Source organism: Pantoea sp. CCBC3-3-1, from assembly GCF_007981265.1.
Taxonomy (GTDB): Bacteria; Pseudomonadota; Gammaproteobacteria; order Enterobacterales; family Enterobacteriaceae; genus Erwinia.
The window spans coordinates 979229-994647 of sequence record NZ_CP034363.1; the positions used below are offsets into that span (position 1 = coordinate 979229).

Consider the following 15419-nt stretch of genomic DNA (forward strand, 5'->3'; position numbering starts at 1 on the left):
ATTAAAAACGGTCTTTCTTCTCGCGTAGAGTTGCGAATACGTGCCACTCTTGTTGCGGAGGTGTTTCCATGCCAATTACTTTCATTAAATCAACGTCTTGAGTTCTGAGAAAAACATTTATTTGTCGCTCTAAATCCAGTTTTACGGGCAGTGAAACGCCATTATTTGCCCGTAACTCCTTAATTTCTTGGTAATACCGGGCAATGTTAACATCATCCGGGAAAAGGGTATGTGCAAACTTCATGTTGGATAACGTATATTCATGCGCACAGCAGACCAGCGTATCGCCGGGTAGTTGATTAAGTTTTTGAAAAGAATTAAACATTTGTTCCGCAGTGCCTTCGAACAATCTACCGCAGCCGCCCGAAAACATCGTGTCGCCACAAAAAAGATAAGGGTAACTAAAGTATGAGATATGTCCTAAAGTGTGACCGGGCGTGCAAAAAACACTAAATTCGAGACCCAAAATAGCGACCTTATCGCCTTCGCTCACAATGTGCGTGGCACCTTTATCTTGTGTCTCAGCAGGGCCCCATACCACTATGTCTGGGTATTTTTCGACCAGTTCTTTTACGCCGCCAACATGATCATGATGGTGATGAGTCAGAAGAATAGCGACCGGCTGCCACTGATTTTCTGCCAGAGCGGTCAGCACCGGTGCGGCTTCGCCCGGGTCAACAATCAGACACTGTCCCCGATCGTCATTTAGGGTCCAGATGTAGTTATCCTGAAATGCCGGAATGCTGGTAAGATTCATCATCGCCTCTTTTAATGGCCGAAATGGAAAGAAGATGGTAAAGCATGAAGCCCGCTAAAACACGCCATATTCGTCAGGTGCCGCACTCATGGTCCCAGATCCCCTGGGGAGAATTTTACCGTGAGGCGCTCATCAAGCATCTCCAGCCCTGCCTCGCCAGGATGTACGGTTTTCATTTACTGAAGCTGGGGCAGCTAAGCGCAGAGATCGATACCGAGAGCTGTGCGATATCGCATCAGGTGAACGTAGGGCTGAACGGCGACAACCTGCAGGTGATTGCCGAGCCGGGTAGCCTGCCGTTTGAATCCAAGTCTGTCGATGCCTGTCTGCTGGCGCATTGTCTGGCATGGAGTAGCGATCCGCATCGTATCCTCCGTGAGGTCGATCGCGTCTTAATTGACGATGGCTGGATCATTATCAGCGGCTTTAATCCTTTCAGTGTCTTAGGCGTTGGCAAGCTGATCCCGGGCCTCCATCGCAAGGTACCGTGGAACAGCCGGATGTTTACCCAAATGAGGCTGATGGACTGGCTTAATCTGCTGAATTACGAAGTGATACAGCGGACGCGCTTTCAGGTGCTGCCATGGAATCGGCAGGGTGGGAAGATGATCAGCACCCATTTTCCGGCGTTAGGCTGCTTGAGCATTATCGTGGCGCGTAAAAGAACCTTCCCGTTGATTATGAATCCGGCTAAAAAAGCCGCGGCGAAGAGAAGGCTCAGTCCGGCAGTCGGCGCGACCAGCCAGTACCGTACGCGCCAGCGTCATCAGGATTCTGACTGATAGCCCACATCTTCAAAAGCGGGACTGCCAGCGGCCGCACGCGCCAGCTCATCACAGCGTTCGTTTTCAACGTGTCCGGCGTGGCCTTTGACCCATTCCCATTTGATCTGATGATGGCTCAGGGCCGTATCCAGTCGTTTCCATAAATCGACATTTTTTACCGGCTTTTTATCGGCCGTTTTCCAGCCGCGCTTCTTCCAGTTATGGATCCAGCTGGTAATGCCCTGGCGGACATACTGACTGTCGGTACTCAGCACCACTTCACACTGCTGAGTTAAGGCTTCCAGCGCAACAATCGCCGCCATCAGTTCCATACGATTGTTGGTCGTTAAATAGTAGCCGGCGCTAAAAGTTTTTTCGTGCTGGCCATAGCGTAAAATGGCACCGTAGCCCCCCGGGCCAGGGTTGCCGAGACAAGAACCGTCGGTGAAAATTTCTACCTGCTTAGGCATCTCTGGTAGACTCCCTGCTGAAAAACGCCAAGTCTGACATAAACAGGTCCTATGAGCACAGTAAATACAACGCGTCAGATCGTACTCGATACTGAAACCACCGGCATGAACATGATCGGGGTACATTACGAAGGGCACCGCATTATTGAAATTGGTGCTGTGGAGGTGGTGAACCGCCGTCTGACCGGTAACAATTACCATGTTTATCTGAAGCCCGATCGGCTGGTGGATCCCGAGGCGTTCGGCGTACACGGTATTGCCGATGAATTCCTGGCGGACAAGCCAACTTTTGCCGATGTGGCGGATGACTTCCTGGCCTACATTGATGGCGCGGAGCTGGTGATCCATAACGCTTCGTTTGATATCGGCTTTATGGATTATGAATTTGGCATGCTGGGCCGTAATATTCCGAAGACCGAAACCTTCTGCAAGATTACCGACAGCCTGGCGATGGCGCGTAAGCTGTTTCCCGGCAAGCGCAACAGCCTGGATGCGCTCTGTTCACGTTACGAAATAGATAACAGCAAGCGAACGCTGCACGGCGCACTGCTGGACTCCGAAATTCTGGCGGAAGTTTTCCTGACCATGACCGGCGGCCAGACATCGCTGAAATTTTCAATGGAAGGCGATCGGCAGGAGCAGAGCAATGATGACGCTATATATCGTATAACCCGTCCGGCATCGGGCCTGCGTATTGTTACTGCCACGGCAGATGAAGTCAGCAAACATGAAGAGCGGCTCGACCTGGTGATGAAGAAGGGCGGCAGTTGTTTATGGCGGGCATAAAACGCCAGAAATGAACAAGAAAAATACCGTAAGTTGAAAAAACAGGCAGTCGATTAGAAAGCGGCAGAAAAAGCATTGACGGCTTGCATGCGTCACCGTAATATTCGCCTCGTTCCCGACGGGGAACAAAGCGCGGAGCGGTAGTTCAGTTGGTTAGAATACCTGCCTGTCACGCAGGGGGTCGCGGGTTCGAGCCCCGTCCGTTCCGCCAAGTATCCAGAAAGCCTGATTCAGAAATGAATCAGGCTTTCGTCGTTTCAGCAGGATAAAAATTCACCCTCTGAAGCCGCATATGCCTCAAGTCCTTTTGCTTTTAAATTCCCATCCTGCCAAAAGCCTTTAACCAGTCCTGCTCAAATTTTTCGACCGCCGCCGTTACGGCCGGGGTAGTGATGAGCTGTTCTGCTACATCAACGGGCAGCGTGACGGACTGACAACCCGCCAGTAAGCAACCGAGTACCTGACGAGGCGTTTTAAAGCTGGCAGCCAGCACCTTTGCGTCAGGCGCATGAAGGGTAAGAAGCTGCTGCAAATCCTTCACGGTCTGGATCCCGTCTCCTCCCTGAGCATCCACGCGGTTAACGTAGGGCGCAACATACTCTGCGCCAGCCAGTGCTGAAAGCAGCCCCTGCGTGGCACCATAAATGGCCGTCCCCAGTGTTGGAATACGTTCCTTTCTCAATAGCTTCATGGCCGCCAAACCTTCGCCGGTGGCGGGTATTTTGACGGTCAAATCGGGAATAATCTTTCGCAGCTTTATCGCGTCTTCCACCATGTCTTCCGCGCGGGAAGCCATAACCTGAGCAAACAGTTTTCCCTCGTCGCCCAGCGCTTCCCGCAGTGCCGGCAATATCTCTTCTGGCGGCATTTTACCACCGGCAAGAATGCTCGGATTGGTGGTCACGCCATGGAGCGGAAAAAGTCGGGCGAGGCGTTTAACCGCCGCAACGTCAGCGGTATCCAGGTAGAGTTCCATCATTATTCCTCAAAAATGTGATGTTCAGCCGATTGCGTCCAGTCTACTTCTCCCGTGACTTCAAATATTGACCGATGTCAATATGTATTTCTTTCGAAAGTTATTTAATTTCATCCGAAACCTTTGGGGGCGTCTGATGATTTTTAATATCCAGCGTTATTCGACTCATGATGGGCCAGGCATCCGTACCCTGGTATTCTTAAAAGGCTGTTCGCTACGCTGACGCTGGTGCCAAAACCCGGAAAGCCGCTCGCGACATCAGGAATTACTGTTTGATGCGCGGCTTTGTCTTGCGGGATGTGACCTGTGCCAGCGGATTGCACCGCAGCGTATTCGCCGAACCGATGATAACCTGCTTATTCTCCGTGAAAAAATCCAGCCAGAGCAGCTTAAGCCACTGGCAGAGTGCTGTCCGACACAGGCGCTGAGCCTGTGTGGCGAGGAGAAAACGGGCGAAGAGATCATGGCAATTGTCAGACGCGACAAACCCTTTTATCAGCGTAGCGGTGGCGGTATCACGCTCTCCGGCGGCGAACCTTTTATGCACCCAGGCCTGAGCGAACAGCTGTTGAGAGCCTGTTATCAGGAAGGGATTTCTACCGCGGTGGAAACCTGTCTGCACGTTCCCTGGCACTATATCGAACCCGCTTTGCCTTACACCGATCTCTTTCTCGCTGACCTGAAACATGTCGATGAGGTTGCATTCAGGCAATGGACCGGAGGCTCAGCGAAGCGGGTGCTGAATAACCTGCGCAAGCTTGCCGCATCCGGCAAAAAGATGGTGATCCGCGTGCCGCTGATTCAGGGATTTAACGCAGATGAGCCAGCCATTAAAGCCATCGTCGATTTCGCAGCGGAGGGACTTCAGGTCAGCGAAATCCATTTTCTTCCCTATCACACGCTGGGGATGAGCAAGTACGCCTTGCTCGATCTGCCCTATCTCGCCCCGGATAAGCCTTTCGACTGCCCGGAACGCCTCCTTTTCGCCAAAGATTACGCTCGGCAAAAAGGGCTGGTCGCCACTCTTAGAGGATAACATCATGACCGTACTTCATCTCAATGCCCTGAACGAACGCATTCGCACCCATAAGGCTGCGCTGGTGCATATCGTTAAGCCACCCGTTTGTACCGAACGCGCCAGACACTACACGCAAATTTATCAGCAAAATATGGACAAACCGGTGCCGGTACGGCGCGCAATGGCGCTGTCATATCATCTGGCTAACAGAACGATTTGGATTAAGCATGATGAACTGATCGTCGGCAATCAGGCCAGTGAAGTCCGCGCAGCGCCGATCTTTCCCGAATACACTGTTTCATGGATTGAAAAAGAAATTGATGAGCTGGCGGATCGTCCCGGCGCGGGCTTCTCGGTCAGTGAAGAAAACAAACGCGTTCTTCATGAAATCTGCCCGTGGTGGCGTGGTCAGACGGTGCAGGACCGTTGCTACGGTCTGTTTACCGACGAGCAAAAGGCGCTGCTGGCAACCGGCATTATCAAAGCTGAGGGGAATATGACCTCAGGCGACGCGCATCTGGCCGTCAACTTCCCACTGCTGCTGGAAAAAGGGCTGGCAGGGCTGCGGGACACCGTGGCCGAACGGCGTGCCCGTATCGATCTAACCCGGCTGGATGATCTGCACGGCGATCAATTTCTGAAAGCGATTGAGATCGTTTTACTGGCCGTAAGCGATCATATTCGTCGCTATGCCGTACTGGCGCGCAACATGGCCGTAAAAGAAACCCGCGCCGCACGGCAGGTCGAGCTGCTGCAAATCGCCGAAAACTGCGAGCTGATTGCCGACCAGCCGCCGAAAACCTTCTGGCAGGCGCTGCAATTATGCTATTTCATCCAGCTGCTGTTGCAGATCGAATCCAACGGGCATTCGGTCTCTTTTGGCCGGATGGATCAGTATCTCTATCCCTGGTACCGCCGCGATGCGGAGCTGGAGCAAAAACTCGATCGCGAGCAGGCCATTGAACTGCTGCACAGCTGCTGGCTGAAGCTGCTGGAAGTGAATAAAATCCGCTCCGGCTCCCACTCTAAAGCCTCTGCGGGCAGCCCGCTGTACCAGAACGTGACCATCGGCGGGCAAAATCTGCTGAACGGAAAAGCTGTCGATGCCGTAAACCCTCTTTCTTATCTGATTCTGGAATCCTGTGGTCGCCTGCGTTCCACGCAGCCTAACCTTAGCGTGCGTTACCATGCCGGGATGAGCGATGACTTTTTGGATGCTTGCGTACAGGTCATTCGCTGTGGTTTTGGCATGCCTGCCTTTAATAATGACGAAGTGGTGATCCCGGCATTTATTGCGCTGGGCGTGGAGCCGGAAGACGCTTATCAGTATGCCGCGATTGGCTGTATCGAAACCGCGGTAGGCGGCAAGTGGGGCTATCGCTGCACCGGCATGAGCTTTATTAACTTTGCCAGAGTAATGCTGGCCGCGCTTGAGGGGGGCCGCGATGCCACCAGCGGTCAGGTTTTTCTTCCGCAGTCCGAAGCGCTCTCTGCCGGTAACTTCCACGACGTTAATCAGGTAATGGCGGCCTGGGATCGGCAGATTCGTTATTACACGCGCAAATCGATTGAGATCGAATATGTGGTGGATACGGTGCTGGAAGAAAATGCGCACGACATTCTCTGCTCGGCGCTGGTGGACGACTGCATTACGCGGGCAAAAAGCATTAAGCAGGGCGGTGCGAAATATGACTGGGTTTCCGGACTACAGGTTGGCATTGCCAATCTGGGAAACAGTCTGGCTGCGGTCAAGAAACTGATCTTTGAACAGGGGATGATTGGTCAGAAAGCACTGGCCGATGCTCTTGCGACAAATTTTGCCGGGCTGACTGGCGAACAGCTGCGCCAGCGTCTGATCAATAACGCGCCCAAATACGGTAACGATTGTGATGAGGTCGATAACCTGCTGGTACGAGCTTATCAAACCTATATTGATGAGCTTGGGCAGTATGTAAATCCGCGTTTTGGACGCGGCCCCATCGGCGGACGCTACTACGCCGGCACGTCTTCTATCTCAGCCAATGTGCCTTTTGGCGCGCAGACCATGGCGACGCCGGATGGCCGTAAAGCGCATACGCCACTGGCGGAAGGTGCCAGCCCCGCTTCCGGCACTGACCATCTGGGGCCAACGGCAGTGATTAACTCCGTTGGGAAATTACCGACCGGCTCAATTCTGGGTGGCGTGCTGCTGAATCAAAAACTGAATCCCACAACGCTTGATAATATCCACGATCGTGAAAAGCTGATGTTCCTGCTGCGCACCTTTTTTGAAGCGCATAAAGGCTGGCATATTCAGTACAACATCGTCTCGCGAGAAACATTACTGGAAGCAAAGAAACACCCGGACCAGCACCGTGATTTAGTGGTGCGGGTAGCAGGCTACTCGGCTTTCTTCACGGCGCTTTCCCCCGATGCGCAGGACGATATTATCGCCAGGACGGAGCATACGTTATAGCGACCAGAGCCTGGTGCCCCAGGCATCAGGCTTTCCGGATGCGAAATTACCTTTTTTGCACCATCACTTTCCCACCGTAACCTTGAGGGATGCTCACGCGATCTTCCCGCGCAATCCAGCGGTAGCAGCCTGCCGAAAGCGCCACGCCAATAAACCAGCTGAAGTTTGCGACCGCATGCAGAGAAGGCGTAAAGCTAATCGCCAGGCCAATCAGTACCGACGGTACCAGCGCACCGATGGCTTTTGGATTAAAGCCGCCGCGATACCAGTACTGCCCTTTTGGCGTATCGTTAAACAGATCGTTGACGGAAATCTGGCCGCGCTTAATCAGATAAAAATCACACAGCAAAATACCAAACAGCGGCCCAATAAAGGCGCCCAGCACGTCCAGCGTATAGTGGATCAGCTCCGGCGACTGGAAGAGGTTCCATGGCGTCAGTAAAACCGAGCCTACGGCGGCGATCATTCCGCCGGTGCGGAAACTGATTTTTTGCGGTGAGCAGTTGGAAAAGTCGAAGGCTGGCGAAACAAAATTGGCGACAATATTGATGCCGATGGTCGCGGTGATCATGGTCAGCAGGCCAATCGCCACGGCTAAATCGCTGCCGACGCGGCTCACCGTTTCGACAGGATCGGTGATCATGTGGCCAAACAGCGACTGCGTACCCGAAACGATCACCACGGTAACCACAGAAAACAGCAAGAAGTTAAAGGGCAATCCCCAGCGGTTGCCGCGACGGATCTCATTCATATTTTTGCCATAGCGCGAGAAATCGCCAAAGTTGAGCAGCGGCCCCGAAAAGTAGGAGACGACCAGCGCCGTGGCGGTGATCATTTCCCATGCCTGCTGTCCGCCGCTCAGCTGTTTGCTTGCCAGCGTCAGAGAAATCCCGTTAAAACCGGTTTTGTATACAATCCAAACCGCCAGCGCCACCATCACCACGTACACCGCCGGACCCGCCACATCGATAAAGCGTTTAATCGCATTCATCCCATGCCAGAACACCAGCGCCTGAGCAAACCACATTACGCCGAAACATATCCAGCCCAGCTGCGACAGGCCCAGCCATGAAGCGTGCGTCAGCGGCGTCAGTGCGGGCCAGAATTTCAGTGAAACCAGCATAAGCGCGTTTGCCGCCAGATAGGTCTGGATGCCGTACCAGGCAAAAGCGATCAAGCCGCGGATCACCGCCGGAATATTGGCACCGAACACGCCAAAAGCCTGACGGCAGATAACGGCATAGGGAACGCCCGCCATTTGACTGGGTTTGGCAACAAGGTTTGCGCAAATCTGCACAATACAGATGCCGACCAGCAGACATAACAGCACCTGCCAGCTGGCAAGGCCAAGGGTGAAGAAGCTGGCTGCCACCACATAGCCGCCCATGCTGTGCACATCTGACATCCAGAAAGAGAAAATGTTGTACCAGCTCCAGTTCTGATCGCGCGTGGGGGCGAGGTCGTCATTGCACAGCCGCGGGCTGTAGTGGGCATGGGCTGAATCCGCCGTCGCCTGGGAAATTTTCTGACTATTTGGCATGAAACCTGCTCCTCAAATATTTCGTTAAGTGCAAACCTGCTGTGGGAGGTATTGCAGGATTCAGGCCAGAAATTGAAATCGTGTATACAAGCTTGATAAATATTGTGTACGATTTTTAAAGATCACAACTTGACCGGACAGGAAATGAAAAGTGAAACCGGCCTGAAAACGGCCTCAGACCTGCAAGACAGGGATGAACCTATCTATCAGGCATTGTTGGCGGCCATCGTCGAGCGCCAGCTGCCGCCGGGCAGTAAATTGCCGGAAGAAGCGCTGTCCAGCGTATTTGGCGTAAGCCGTACCGGCATTCGTAAAGTGCTTCACCGCCTTGCCGCGGTGCAAATGATTGTGCTGACGCCCGGACGTGGTGCACAGGTTGCCACGCCTTCGGTGGAAGAAGCGCAGGATATTTTCCGCACCCGCTCGCTCCTGGAATGCGCCAATCTGCCCGCCGTGCTCGAACACTGTCAGTCTCCTCATCTGGTGGCGCTGGAAAAACTCAACCGGCAGGAGCAGCAGGCGCATGAGGATCGTGATGGCCCTGCGGCAATCCGGCTTTCTGCGGCGTTTCATATCCAGTTACAGGCTATCTCGGGCAATCAGGTGCTGACCGGGATGGTGACAAGCCTGACGCAGCGCTCTTCGCTGGTTATTGCCGCCTGGGGCGCACCGTGGCAGCAGAGCTGCCGCTGTGACGATCACGATCGGCTGATCGATCTGCTGAGAAAAAAATCGCTAACGGCGCTGACTGACGCATTACAGCAACATTTTGCGCATATCGTAGCGAGTCTGCACTTTGAACGCGGCGGTGAAACGCTGCCCGATTTCGCCAAATTATTTGCGCATGTCGGCACAGCGCAGGGAGTGAAAAAATGACGGACAGACAAATTATTCAGGTCATTAATCCCAATACCAGCCTGGCGATGACTGAAACTATCGGTGCCGCAGCGCGCGCGGTCGCGGCACCGACGACGGAGATTCTGGCAGTGTGTCCGTCGGCAGGCGTGGCTTCCATCGAAGGGCATTTTGATGAGGCGGTGGCAACAATTGGCGTACTGGAGCAGATTAAAGCCGGACGCGAGCAGGGCGTCTGTGGGCATGTTATTGCCTGCTTTGGCGATCCGGGCCTGCTGGCCGCGCGTGAACTGGCACAGGGGCCGGTAATCGGTATTGCCGAAGCGGCGATGCATATGGCCACGATGGTTGCCACGCGCTTTTCGATCGTCACGACGCTGCCTCGGACGGTGGTTATTGCACGACATCTGTTGCAGCAGTACGGTTTTGAACGCCATTGCGCAGCGCTGCACGCTATCGATCTGCCCGTTCTGGCGCTGCAAGACGGTAGCGGCGTTGCGCAGGAAAAGGTGCGGCAGGGCTGCATTCGGGCAAAACAGCAGGACGGCAGTGGCGCAATCGTACTGGGTTGTGGCGGCATGGCGAACCTTGCACGCGAGCTAACGCAAGAACTGGGCATCCCGATCGTTGATGGCGTGGGCGCGGCAGTCAAAATGGTGGAATCGCTGGTGGCGCTTGGCTTGTCGACCAGTAAGCATGGCGATTTAGACTATCCGGTGCGAAAAACCCTGACGGGTCAGTTTAAGCACCTAAACTAAGTGAAGTTGCCCCGGAACAGGACAAGCGATCATGAATGATACGAGCGAGAAAAAAGAATACAGCTTTAACAAAAACTATCCACGTGATCTGATTGGCTATGCGGGCAATCCTCCGCATGCGGCCTGGCCAAATGAGGCGCGCATCGCCGTACAGTTCGTTTTGAATTATGAAGAAGGCGCAGAAAACAGCGTACTGCATGGCGATGCCGGTTCGGAGCAGTTTCTGTCCGATATTATTGGCGCGGCCAGTTACCCCGAGCGGCATATGTCGATGGAGTCTCTGTATGAATACGGTTCGCGTGCGGGTTTCTGGCGTATCCACAACGAATTTCAGAAACGCGATCTGCCGCTAACGGTATTTGGCGTGGCGATGGCGCTGGCGCGTCATCCGGAGATCGTCGAGGCGATTAAACATGCCGATTACGATGTGGTCAGCCACGGCTGGCGTTGGCTTCACTATCAGGGAATGGATGCCAAAACCGAGCGTCAGCATATGCAGCAGGCGATCGATACATTGACCGATCTGTTTGGCAAAGCGCCCACGGGCTGGTACACAGGACGCGACAGCCCGAACACGCGCCGACTGGTGGTCGAGCAGGGCGGGTTAACCTACGACAGTGATTATTATGGCGACGACTTGCCTTTCTGGGCGCAGGTCACCTGTCAGGACGGCACGGTGAAGTCGCATTTGATTATTCCTTACACCTTAGAAACCAACGACATGCGTTTTGCCACGCCGCAGGGCTTTAATACGGCAGAGCAGTTTTATACCTATTTGAAAGACAGTTTTGACGTACTGTATGAAGAGGGTGAAACGTCGCCGAAGATGCTGTCGATTGGCATGCACTGCCGTCTGCTGGGCAGGCCCGGGAAATTCAAAGCGCTGCAACGCTTCCTGGATTATATCCAGCAGCATGAGAAAGTCTGGATTTGCACGCGTCAGCAGATTGCCGATCACTGGGTGAAAACGCATCCGGCGCCTGAGGTTTGATTCAGCGTTGGATGAGACCTGGCGTTGGGTTGTTGTCATGTCTGTGGCGGGACAAGACCTTAAGACGCTGAATTTTAGGTTGTTCAGCAAACAAAAAAACCGCCGATAAAGGCGGTTTTTTTGTGCTGGTCAGGTTAAGCGACCTTCTCAGCAGGGTGTTGGTTACCAACGTAACGCAAGCACGATCCAGTGCTCATATAGTGGGCTGCTTTATATCATCTGTCAAGTGCCTGACCCGGCTGGTTAATGTACAATGCCGCTGGGCCTTTCCGCCGCCTTAAGCAAGCGGGCACCGAATTCAGGAGAGGATTTCCAACGGCCGTAGACGCAAGCACGATCCAGTGCTTGCATTCGCGGTTACATCTTCGGTGGTGGCAATCGTGAAGCGGTCTGAGCAAGGACCGCCTGTCAGCTCATCAAACTTACCTGCGCCGCAACGATTCGCCAGCCGCACGGCAGCTTCACCCAGGTTTGCTGCTGACGCCCGATTTTGTCGGTTCCCTCGCGGGTGAACTCGGTGCTGCACACCGCGTAATCCTCCCCAAAGGTGGTGATTACCGTATTACGCAGCTGGCGATCCAACCCTGTTGAGGGACGTGCCGCCCGGAAAGCGCGGATTTCTTCAATACCATATAAATTCTCTCCTGCACCCAACCGCACGGTGCGTGCGTCGTGCCAGAACAACTCGTCCAGTACCACCGTGTCGTTGCTGATTAATGCCTCTTCGTAACGATAAAAGGCGGCGGTTACCTCCGCCAGAATCAACGGTCGATCGATATATTCACTTTTCATAGTCAGAAACCCGTTATTGGTAATGCTTTCGCAATGCCCATTTTTTCCAGCGCCCAGGCTGCCCGCAGACAGGCTTCTTCTTTGAACGGCGCGGCAATCAGCTGTAAGCCAATTGGCAGACCGCCCGGCGTTTGCAGCGGCACCGTGGTCACCGGCAGGCCGAGGAAGGAAATGGGCTGCGTCAGCATCCCCATACTGGCACGGATCGGCAAATCGCTGCCGTTAATGCGCATGGTTTCCTGGCCGACGGGCGTGGCGCTGGTGGGGGTGGCTGGCGCAATCAGCACGTCGAACTGCTCAAACAGCGGCAGCACCTGCTGTTTAAAATGCTGGCGAAAACGCTGCGCCTGCACATACCAGGCGGAGGGGATCATCGCGCCTGCCAGCAGCCGCTCGCGCGATAACGGCTCGAAACGCTCTGGCTGGCTGCGCAGGGCGGGCAAATAAGCGTTGCCCCCTTCCGAAGCGGTAAGAATAAAGGCGGCGGTGCGGGCCAGTTCTGCTTCCGGCAGGGAAATCTCATCCTGTGCATTCAGCGCTTTCGCCGCCAGCGCGACAGCAGCACGTGCATCATCATCGCACCACGTCTGGAAATAACCGTCCAGCACGGCACAATGTAAACCTTCACCGCCGTGCTCCAACAAGCGGTGTGCAGGATGGATCGCACGCTCTGCCTGAAAGCTGTCCTGCGCATCGCGCCCCTGAAGCGCATCATAAACCAGCGACAGATCCTCCACAGAACGGGCAAACGGGCCAATATGATCCAGGCTGGCGACAAACGGCTGGCTGCCGCTGCGGGAAAGACGGCCAAAGGTGGGTTTAAGGCCAAAAATACCGCACAGCGAGGCGGGAACGCGAATCGACCCGTTAGTGTCCGTGCCAAGAGAAAAATGCACCAGACCCGCAGCGACGGCTGCCGCAGAGCCGCCGGAAGATCCGCCAGCGATGCGGGTCAGATCCCGTGGATTACGGGTTGCGCCGTAATGGCTGTTTTCAGTGGTAAAACCATAAGCGTAAGCATCCATATTCAGCATGCCGGAAAGCATCGCGCCAGCGTCGGCCAGTTTACGCACCGCCCAGCCGTCATGAGTAGCAGGCTGGCGATCGCTAAACAGGCTGGCACCCGCCAGCGTGGTATGACCGGCTACATCAAACAGATTTTTAACCGCATAAGGGATCGCTGCCAGCGGCGGCAGCGGACGATCTTCTTTACGCAGTCGATCAAGGCGATCGGCCTCCTGCAACATGCGATCCTGCGTGATCTCTGTCCAGGCGTTGATCGCGGGATTATGTTGCCCGATGGCCGACAGCGTCTGTTGGGCAATCTCTCGGGCGCTAAGCTCGCCTTTAATCAACGCGCGTTTCAGTTCAGCGATGGATAACCTGTGCAGATTCATGCTTTATATACTCCCGCCACTTCCTGCCGATCGTCGAGTGGAAACGCCATCAATGGCTCTGCCATACCGGCGATACGGGTAAACTGCACCAGCAGTTCGGCGCGGCGCTCGTCATCCAGCGTCACGCCCAGAACCTGCTCCATCTGTGCCACATAGGCTGCCCAGTCGGGCGAAGTCTGCTTCATGGTGTTCTCCTGTTAAAAACCGGCGGCGCTACCGTTGCTGCGCGGATCGCATGCGCCTTCCAGCATACCGTTGGTATGACGTACGATGGCGCCTGCATGGCCGACTGCTTCGCTGAAATCATCCAGCGCTTCCACTTCATGGCCGAGTGCGCGCAGGCGGGCAAAGGTTTCGCTGGAAAAACGGCCTTCCAGCTTCAGCGAATCGGAGGCCTGGCCCCAGGTGCGGCCCAGCAGCCAACGCGGGGCGCTAACGCACTGCTGTAGCGGCATGCCCTGTACGATATGACGGGTAAAAATCGCCGCCTGGGTCTGCGGCTGGCCGTCGCCGCCCATTGAGCCATAAACCATGGTGCGCCCATCATTCAGGCGGGCAGCGGCAGGATTCAGGGTATGAAAAGGCTGTTTGCCGGGCGCAAGAGCCAGCAGATGATTGGGATCGAGGCTAAACGCCGCGCCGCGATTTTGCCAGGTAATGCCGGTGCCCGGCAACACCACGCCGCTGCCGAACTCATGATAAATGCTCTGAATAAAGGAAACGGCCAGCCCGCTGCTGTCCATCACCCCCATCCATACGGTATCGCCTGGTCCTTTACCGCTTCCCCATGGTGCGGCGTGCCGATCATCGATCTCGCTGGCCAGCCGCGCCAGCAAATCGGAGTCGAGCAGGCTTTGCATCTGTTCCGTCATGTGGCGCGGATCGGTGATATAGCGATCGCGCAGCCCAAATGCCAGTTTGGTGGCTTCAACAATGCGGTGAATGGTTTGTGCTTCATCGGCGCCGTTCATATCCAGCCGATCGATAATGCCGAGAATGGCCAGCGACACCACGCCCTGCGTGGGCGGCGTCATGTTATACACTTCGCCGTGCTGGTGCCGGATCCGCAGCGGCGTGCGCCGTTTCGCCTGATGACGATTCAAATCCTCAAGCGTGACTGGCATCCCCAGCGCGGACATCGCGCTGGCGAGTTTACTGGCCAGCGAACCGCGGTAGAAGCTTTCCAGCCCCTCTTCCGTTAGTTGAATCAGCGTGTTAGCAAGGTCAGGTTGGGTAAAGCGGCTGCCTGCACGCGGCACCTCGCCTTCGGGCAGAAAAGTATGGGCAAAACCCGGCTGCTCCGCGAGTTCATGATATTTACTTGCCGTTGCCGCCGCCTGCGATTGCGTCACCGGAATGCCATCTGCGGCATAGCGGGTCGCATCTGCCAGCAGGCGCGCAAGCGGCGTAACCGAACTGCCCAGCTCGTCAGAAATCTTTAATGCTTCTGCCCAGCCGCTGACCGTCCCGGCGACCGTCAGGGCCGCTTTCGGACCACGATGCGGGATGGCTGAAGTCGCCTCGTAAAAACGTAAATCGGCCAGTGAACCCGCTGCGCCGCTGGCATCGATGGCAACCGGCTCACCCTGTGGCGGCACGATCAGCCAGAAGCCATCGCCGCCCAGACCATTCATATGGGGATACACTACGGCGATGGTCGCCGCCGCCGCGACCATCGCTTCAATGGCGTTGCCGCCTTCACGCAAAACGGCCAGCGCGCTTTCGCTGGCAAGATGATGGGGCGTCACGGTCATACCTAACGGGGCGACATTACTTTGGATCATCACAATCTCTTTTTCAGGGTGACAGTGCGTTAACTAAAGCAAGAGATGTTCCAGTTATCCGCTGATATCGGGTTAA

General features: G+C 55.0%; 14 protein-coding genes, 1 tRNA gene and 2 pseudogenes. 8 read left to right on the forward strand and 9 right to left on the reverse strand.

The window, feature by feature from the left end; genetic code table 11:
- Window position 1: 1 nt before the first annotated feature.
- Window positions 2-757 (reverse strand): hydroxyacylglutathione hydrolase, encoded by a 756-nt coding sequence (gene gloB / locus EHV07_RS04410; protein WP_147200522.1) that lies wholly within the window; start codon window positions 755-757, stop codon window positions 2-4.
- Between the two features lie 44 nt (window positions 758-801).
- On the opposite strand from gloB, the gene EHV07_RS04415 reads away from it, so the two are divergent.
- Window positions 802-1539, forward strand: coding sequence for a class I SAM-dependent methyltransferase (locus EHV07_RS04415; protein ID WP_147195468.1), 738 nt, complete (start codon window positions 802-804; stop codon window positions 1537-1539).
- On the opposite strand, the gene rnhA is transcribed toward EHV07_RS04415, so the two are convergent.
- A complete protein-coding gene (gene rnhA / locus EHV07_RS04420) occupies window positions 1524-1991 on the reverse strand; it encodes a ribonuclease HI (protein ID WP_147195470.1) in 468 nt (155 codons plus the stop codon). The two genes, EHV07_RS04415 and rnhA, sit on opposite strands and share 16 nt — an antisense overlap.
- Window positions 1992-2040: 49 nt before the next feature.
- A pseudogene (locus tag EHV07_RS25125) lies at window positions 2041-2100 on the reverse strand (hypothetical protein); the annotation flags it as partial.
- Between EHV07_RS25125 and dnaQ the strand changes: the two are divergent.
- Window positions 2097-2777 (forward strand): DNA polymerase III subunit epsilon, encoded by a 681-nt coding sequence (gene dnaQ, locus EHV07_RS04425; protein ID WP_371419678.1) that lies wholly within the window; start codon window positions 2097-2099, stop codon window positions 2775-2777. The pseudogene EHV07_RS25125 and the gene dnaQ overlap by 4 nt on opposite strands.
- Before the next feature lie 134 nt (window positions 2778-2911).
- A tRNA-Asp gene (locus EHV07_RS04430) sits at window positions 2912-2988 on the forward strand.
- A 102-nt stretch (window positions 2989-3090) separates the two neighbouring features.
- On the opposite strand, the gene fsa is transcribed toward EHV07_RS04430, so the two are convergent.
- Window positions 3091-3753: a fructose-6-phosphate aldolase gene (fsa, locus tag EHV07_RS04435; protein WP_147200523.1), complete on the reverse strand. Its 663-nt coding sequence runs from the start codon at window positions 3751-3753 to the stop codon at window positions 3091-3093.
- 136 nt (window positions 3754-3889) lie between these two features.
- Between fsa and EHV07_RS04440 the strand changes: the two are divergent.
- Window positions 3890-4789 (forward strand): annotated as a pseudogene (locus EHV07_RS04440) (glycyl-radical enzyme activating protein).
- A 4-nt stretch (window positions 4790-4793) separates the two neighbouring features.
- Window positions 4794-7226 (forward strand): formate C-acetyltransferase/glycerol dehydratase family glycyl radical enzyme, encoded by a 2433-nt coding sequence (locus EHV07_RS04445; protein ID WP_147195474.1) that lies wholly within the window; start codon window positions 4794-4796, stop codon window positions 7224-7226.
- A 46-nt stretch (window positions 7227-7272) separates the two neighbouring features.
- Here the strand turns inward: EHV07_RS04445 and EHV07_RS04450 are convergent, their stop codons facing one another.
- A complete protein-coding gene (locus EHV07_RS04450; RefSeq protein WP_147195476.1) occupies window positions 7273-8766 on the reverse strand; it encodes an NCS1 family nucleobase:cation symporter-1 in 1494 nt (497 codons plus the stop codon).
- 144 nt (window positions 8767-8910) lie between these two features.
- Here EHV07_RS04450 and EHV07_RS04455 point away from each other — a divergent pair, with 144 nt between their 5' ends.
- Genes EHV07_RS04455 through puuE form a run of 3 tightly spaced genes read left to right on the forward strand, consistent with a single transcriptional unit; the run spans window position 8911 to window position 11370 of the window.
- On the forward strand, window positions 8911-9642 hold the full coding sequence (locus tag EHV07_RS04455; protein WP_147195478.1) for a GntR family transcriptional regulator: 732 nt from the start codon (window positions 8911-8913) through the stop codon (window positions 9640-9642).
- Window positions 9639-10379: an allantoin racemase gene (gene hpxA, locus EHV07_RS04460; RefSeq protein WP_147195480.1), complete on the forward strand. Its 741-nt coding sequence runs from the start codon at window positions 9639-9641 to the stop codon at window positions 10377-10379. Before EHV07_RS04455 ends, hpxA begins: the two co-directional genes overlap by 4 nt.
- 31 nt (window positions 10380-10410) lie before the next feature.
- Window positions 10411-11370, forward strand: a complete 960-nt coding sequence (gene puuE / locus EHV07_RS04465; protein WP_147195482.1) for an allantoinase PuuE — start codon at window positions 10411-10413, stop codon at window positions 11368-11370.
- Between the two features lie 408 nt (window positions 11371-11778).
- Here the strand turns inward: puuE and hpxZ are convergent, their stop codons facing one another.
- From hpxZ to EHV07_RS04485, 4 genes are read right to left on the reverse strand one after another with little or no spacing between them, the layout of a single operon-like run.
- Entirely contained in the window at window positions 11779-12162 is a 384-nt protein-coding gene (gene hpxZ / locus EHV07_RS04470; RefSeq protein ID WP_147195484.1) for an oxalurate catabolism protein HpxZ, read from the reverse strand.
- 2 nt (window positions 12163-12164) lie between these two features.
- Complete coding sequence (locus tag EHV07_RS04475; RefSeq protein WP_147195486.1) at window positions 12165-13559, reverse strand: AtzE family amidohydrolase; 1395 nt, start codon at window positions 13557-13559, stop codon at window positions 12165-12167.
- On the reverse strand, window positions 13556-13744 hold the full coding sequence (gene hpxX, locus EHV07_RS04480; protein WP_147195488.1) for an oxalurate catabolism protein HpxX: 189 nt from the start codon (window positions 13742-13744) through the stop codon (window positions 13556-13558). Before hpxX ends, EHV07_RS04475 begins: the two co-directional genes overlap by 4 nt.
- Before the next feature lie 12 nt (window positions 13745-13756).
- Entirely contained in the window at window positions 13757-15343 is a 1587-nt protein-coding gene (locus tag EHV07_RS04485) for a gamma-glutamyltransferase family protein (RefSeq protein WP_147195490.1), read from the reverse strand.
- Window positions 15344-15419: the final 76 nt, after the last annotated feature.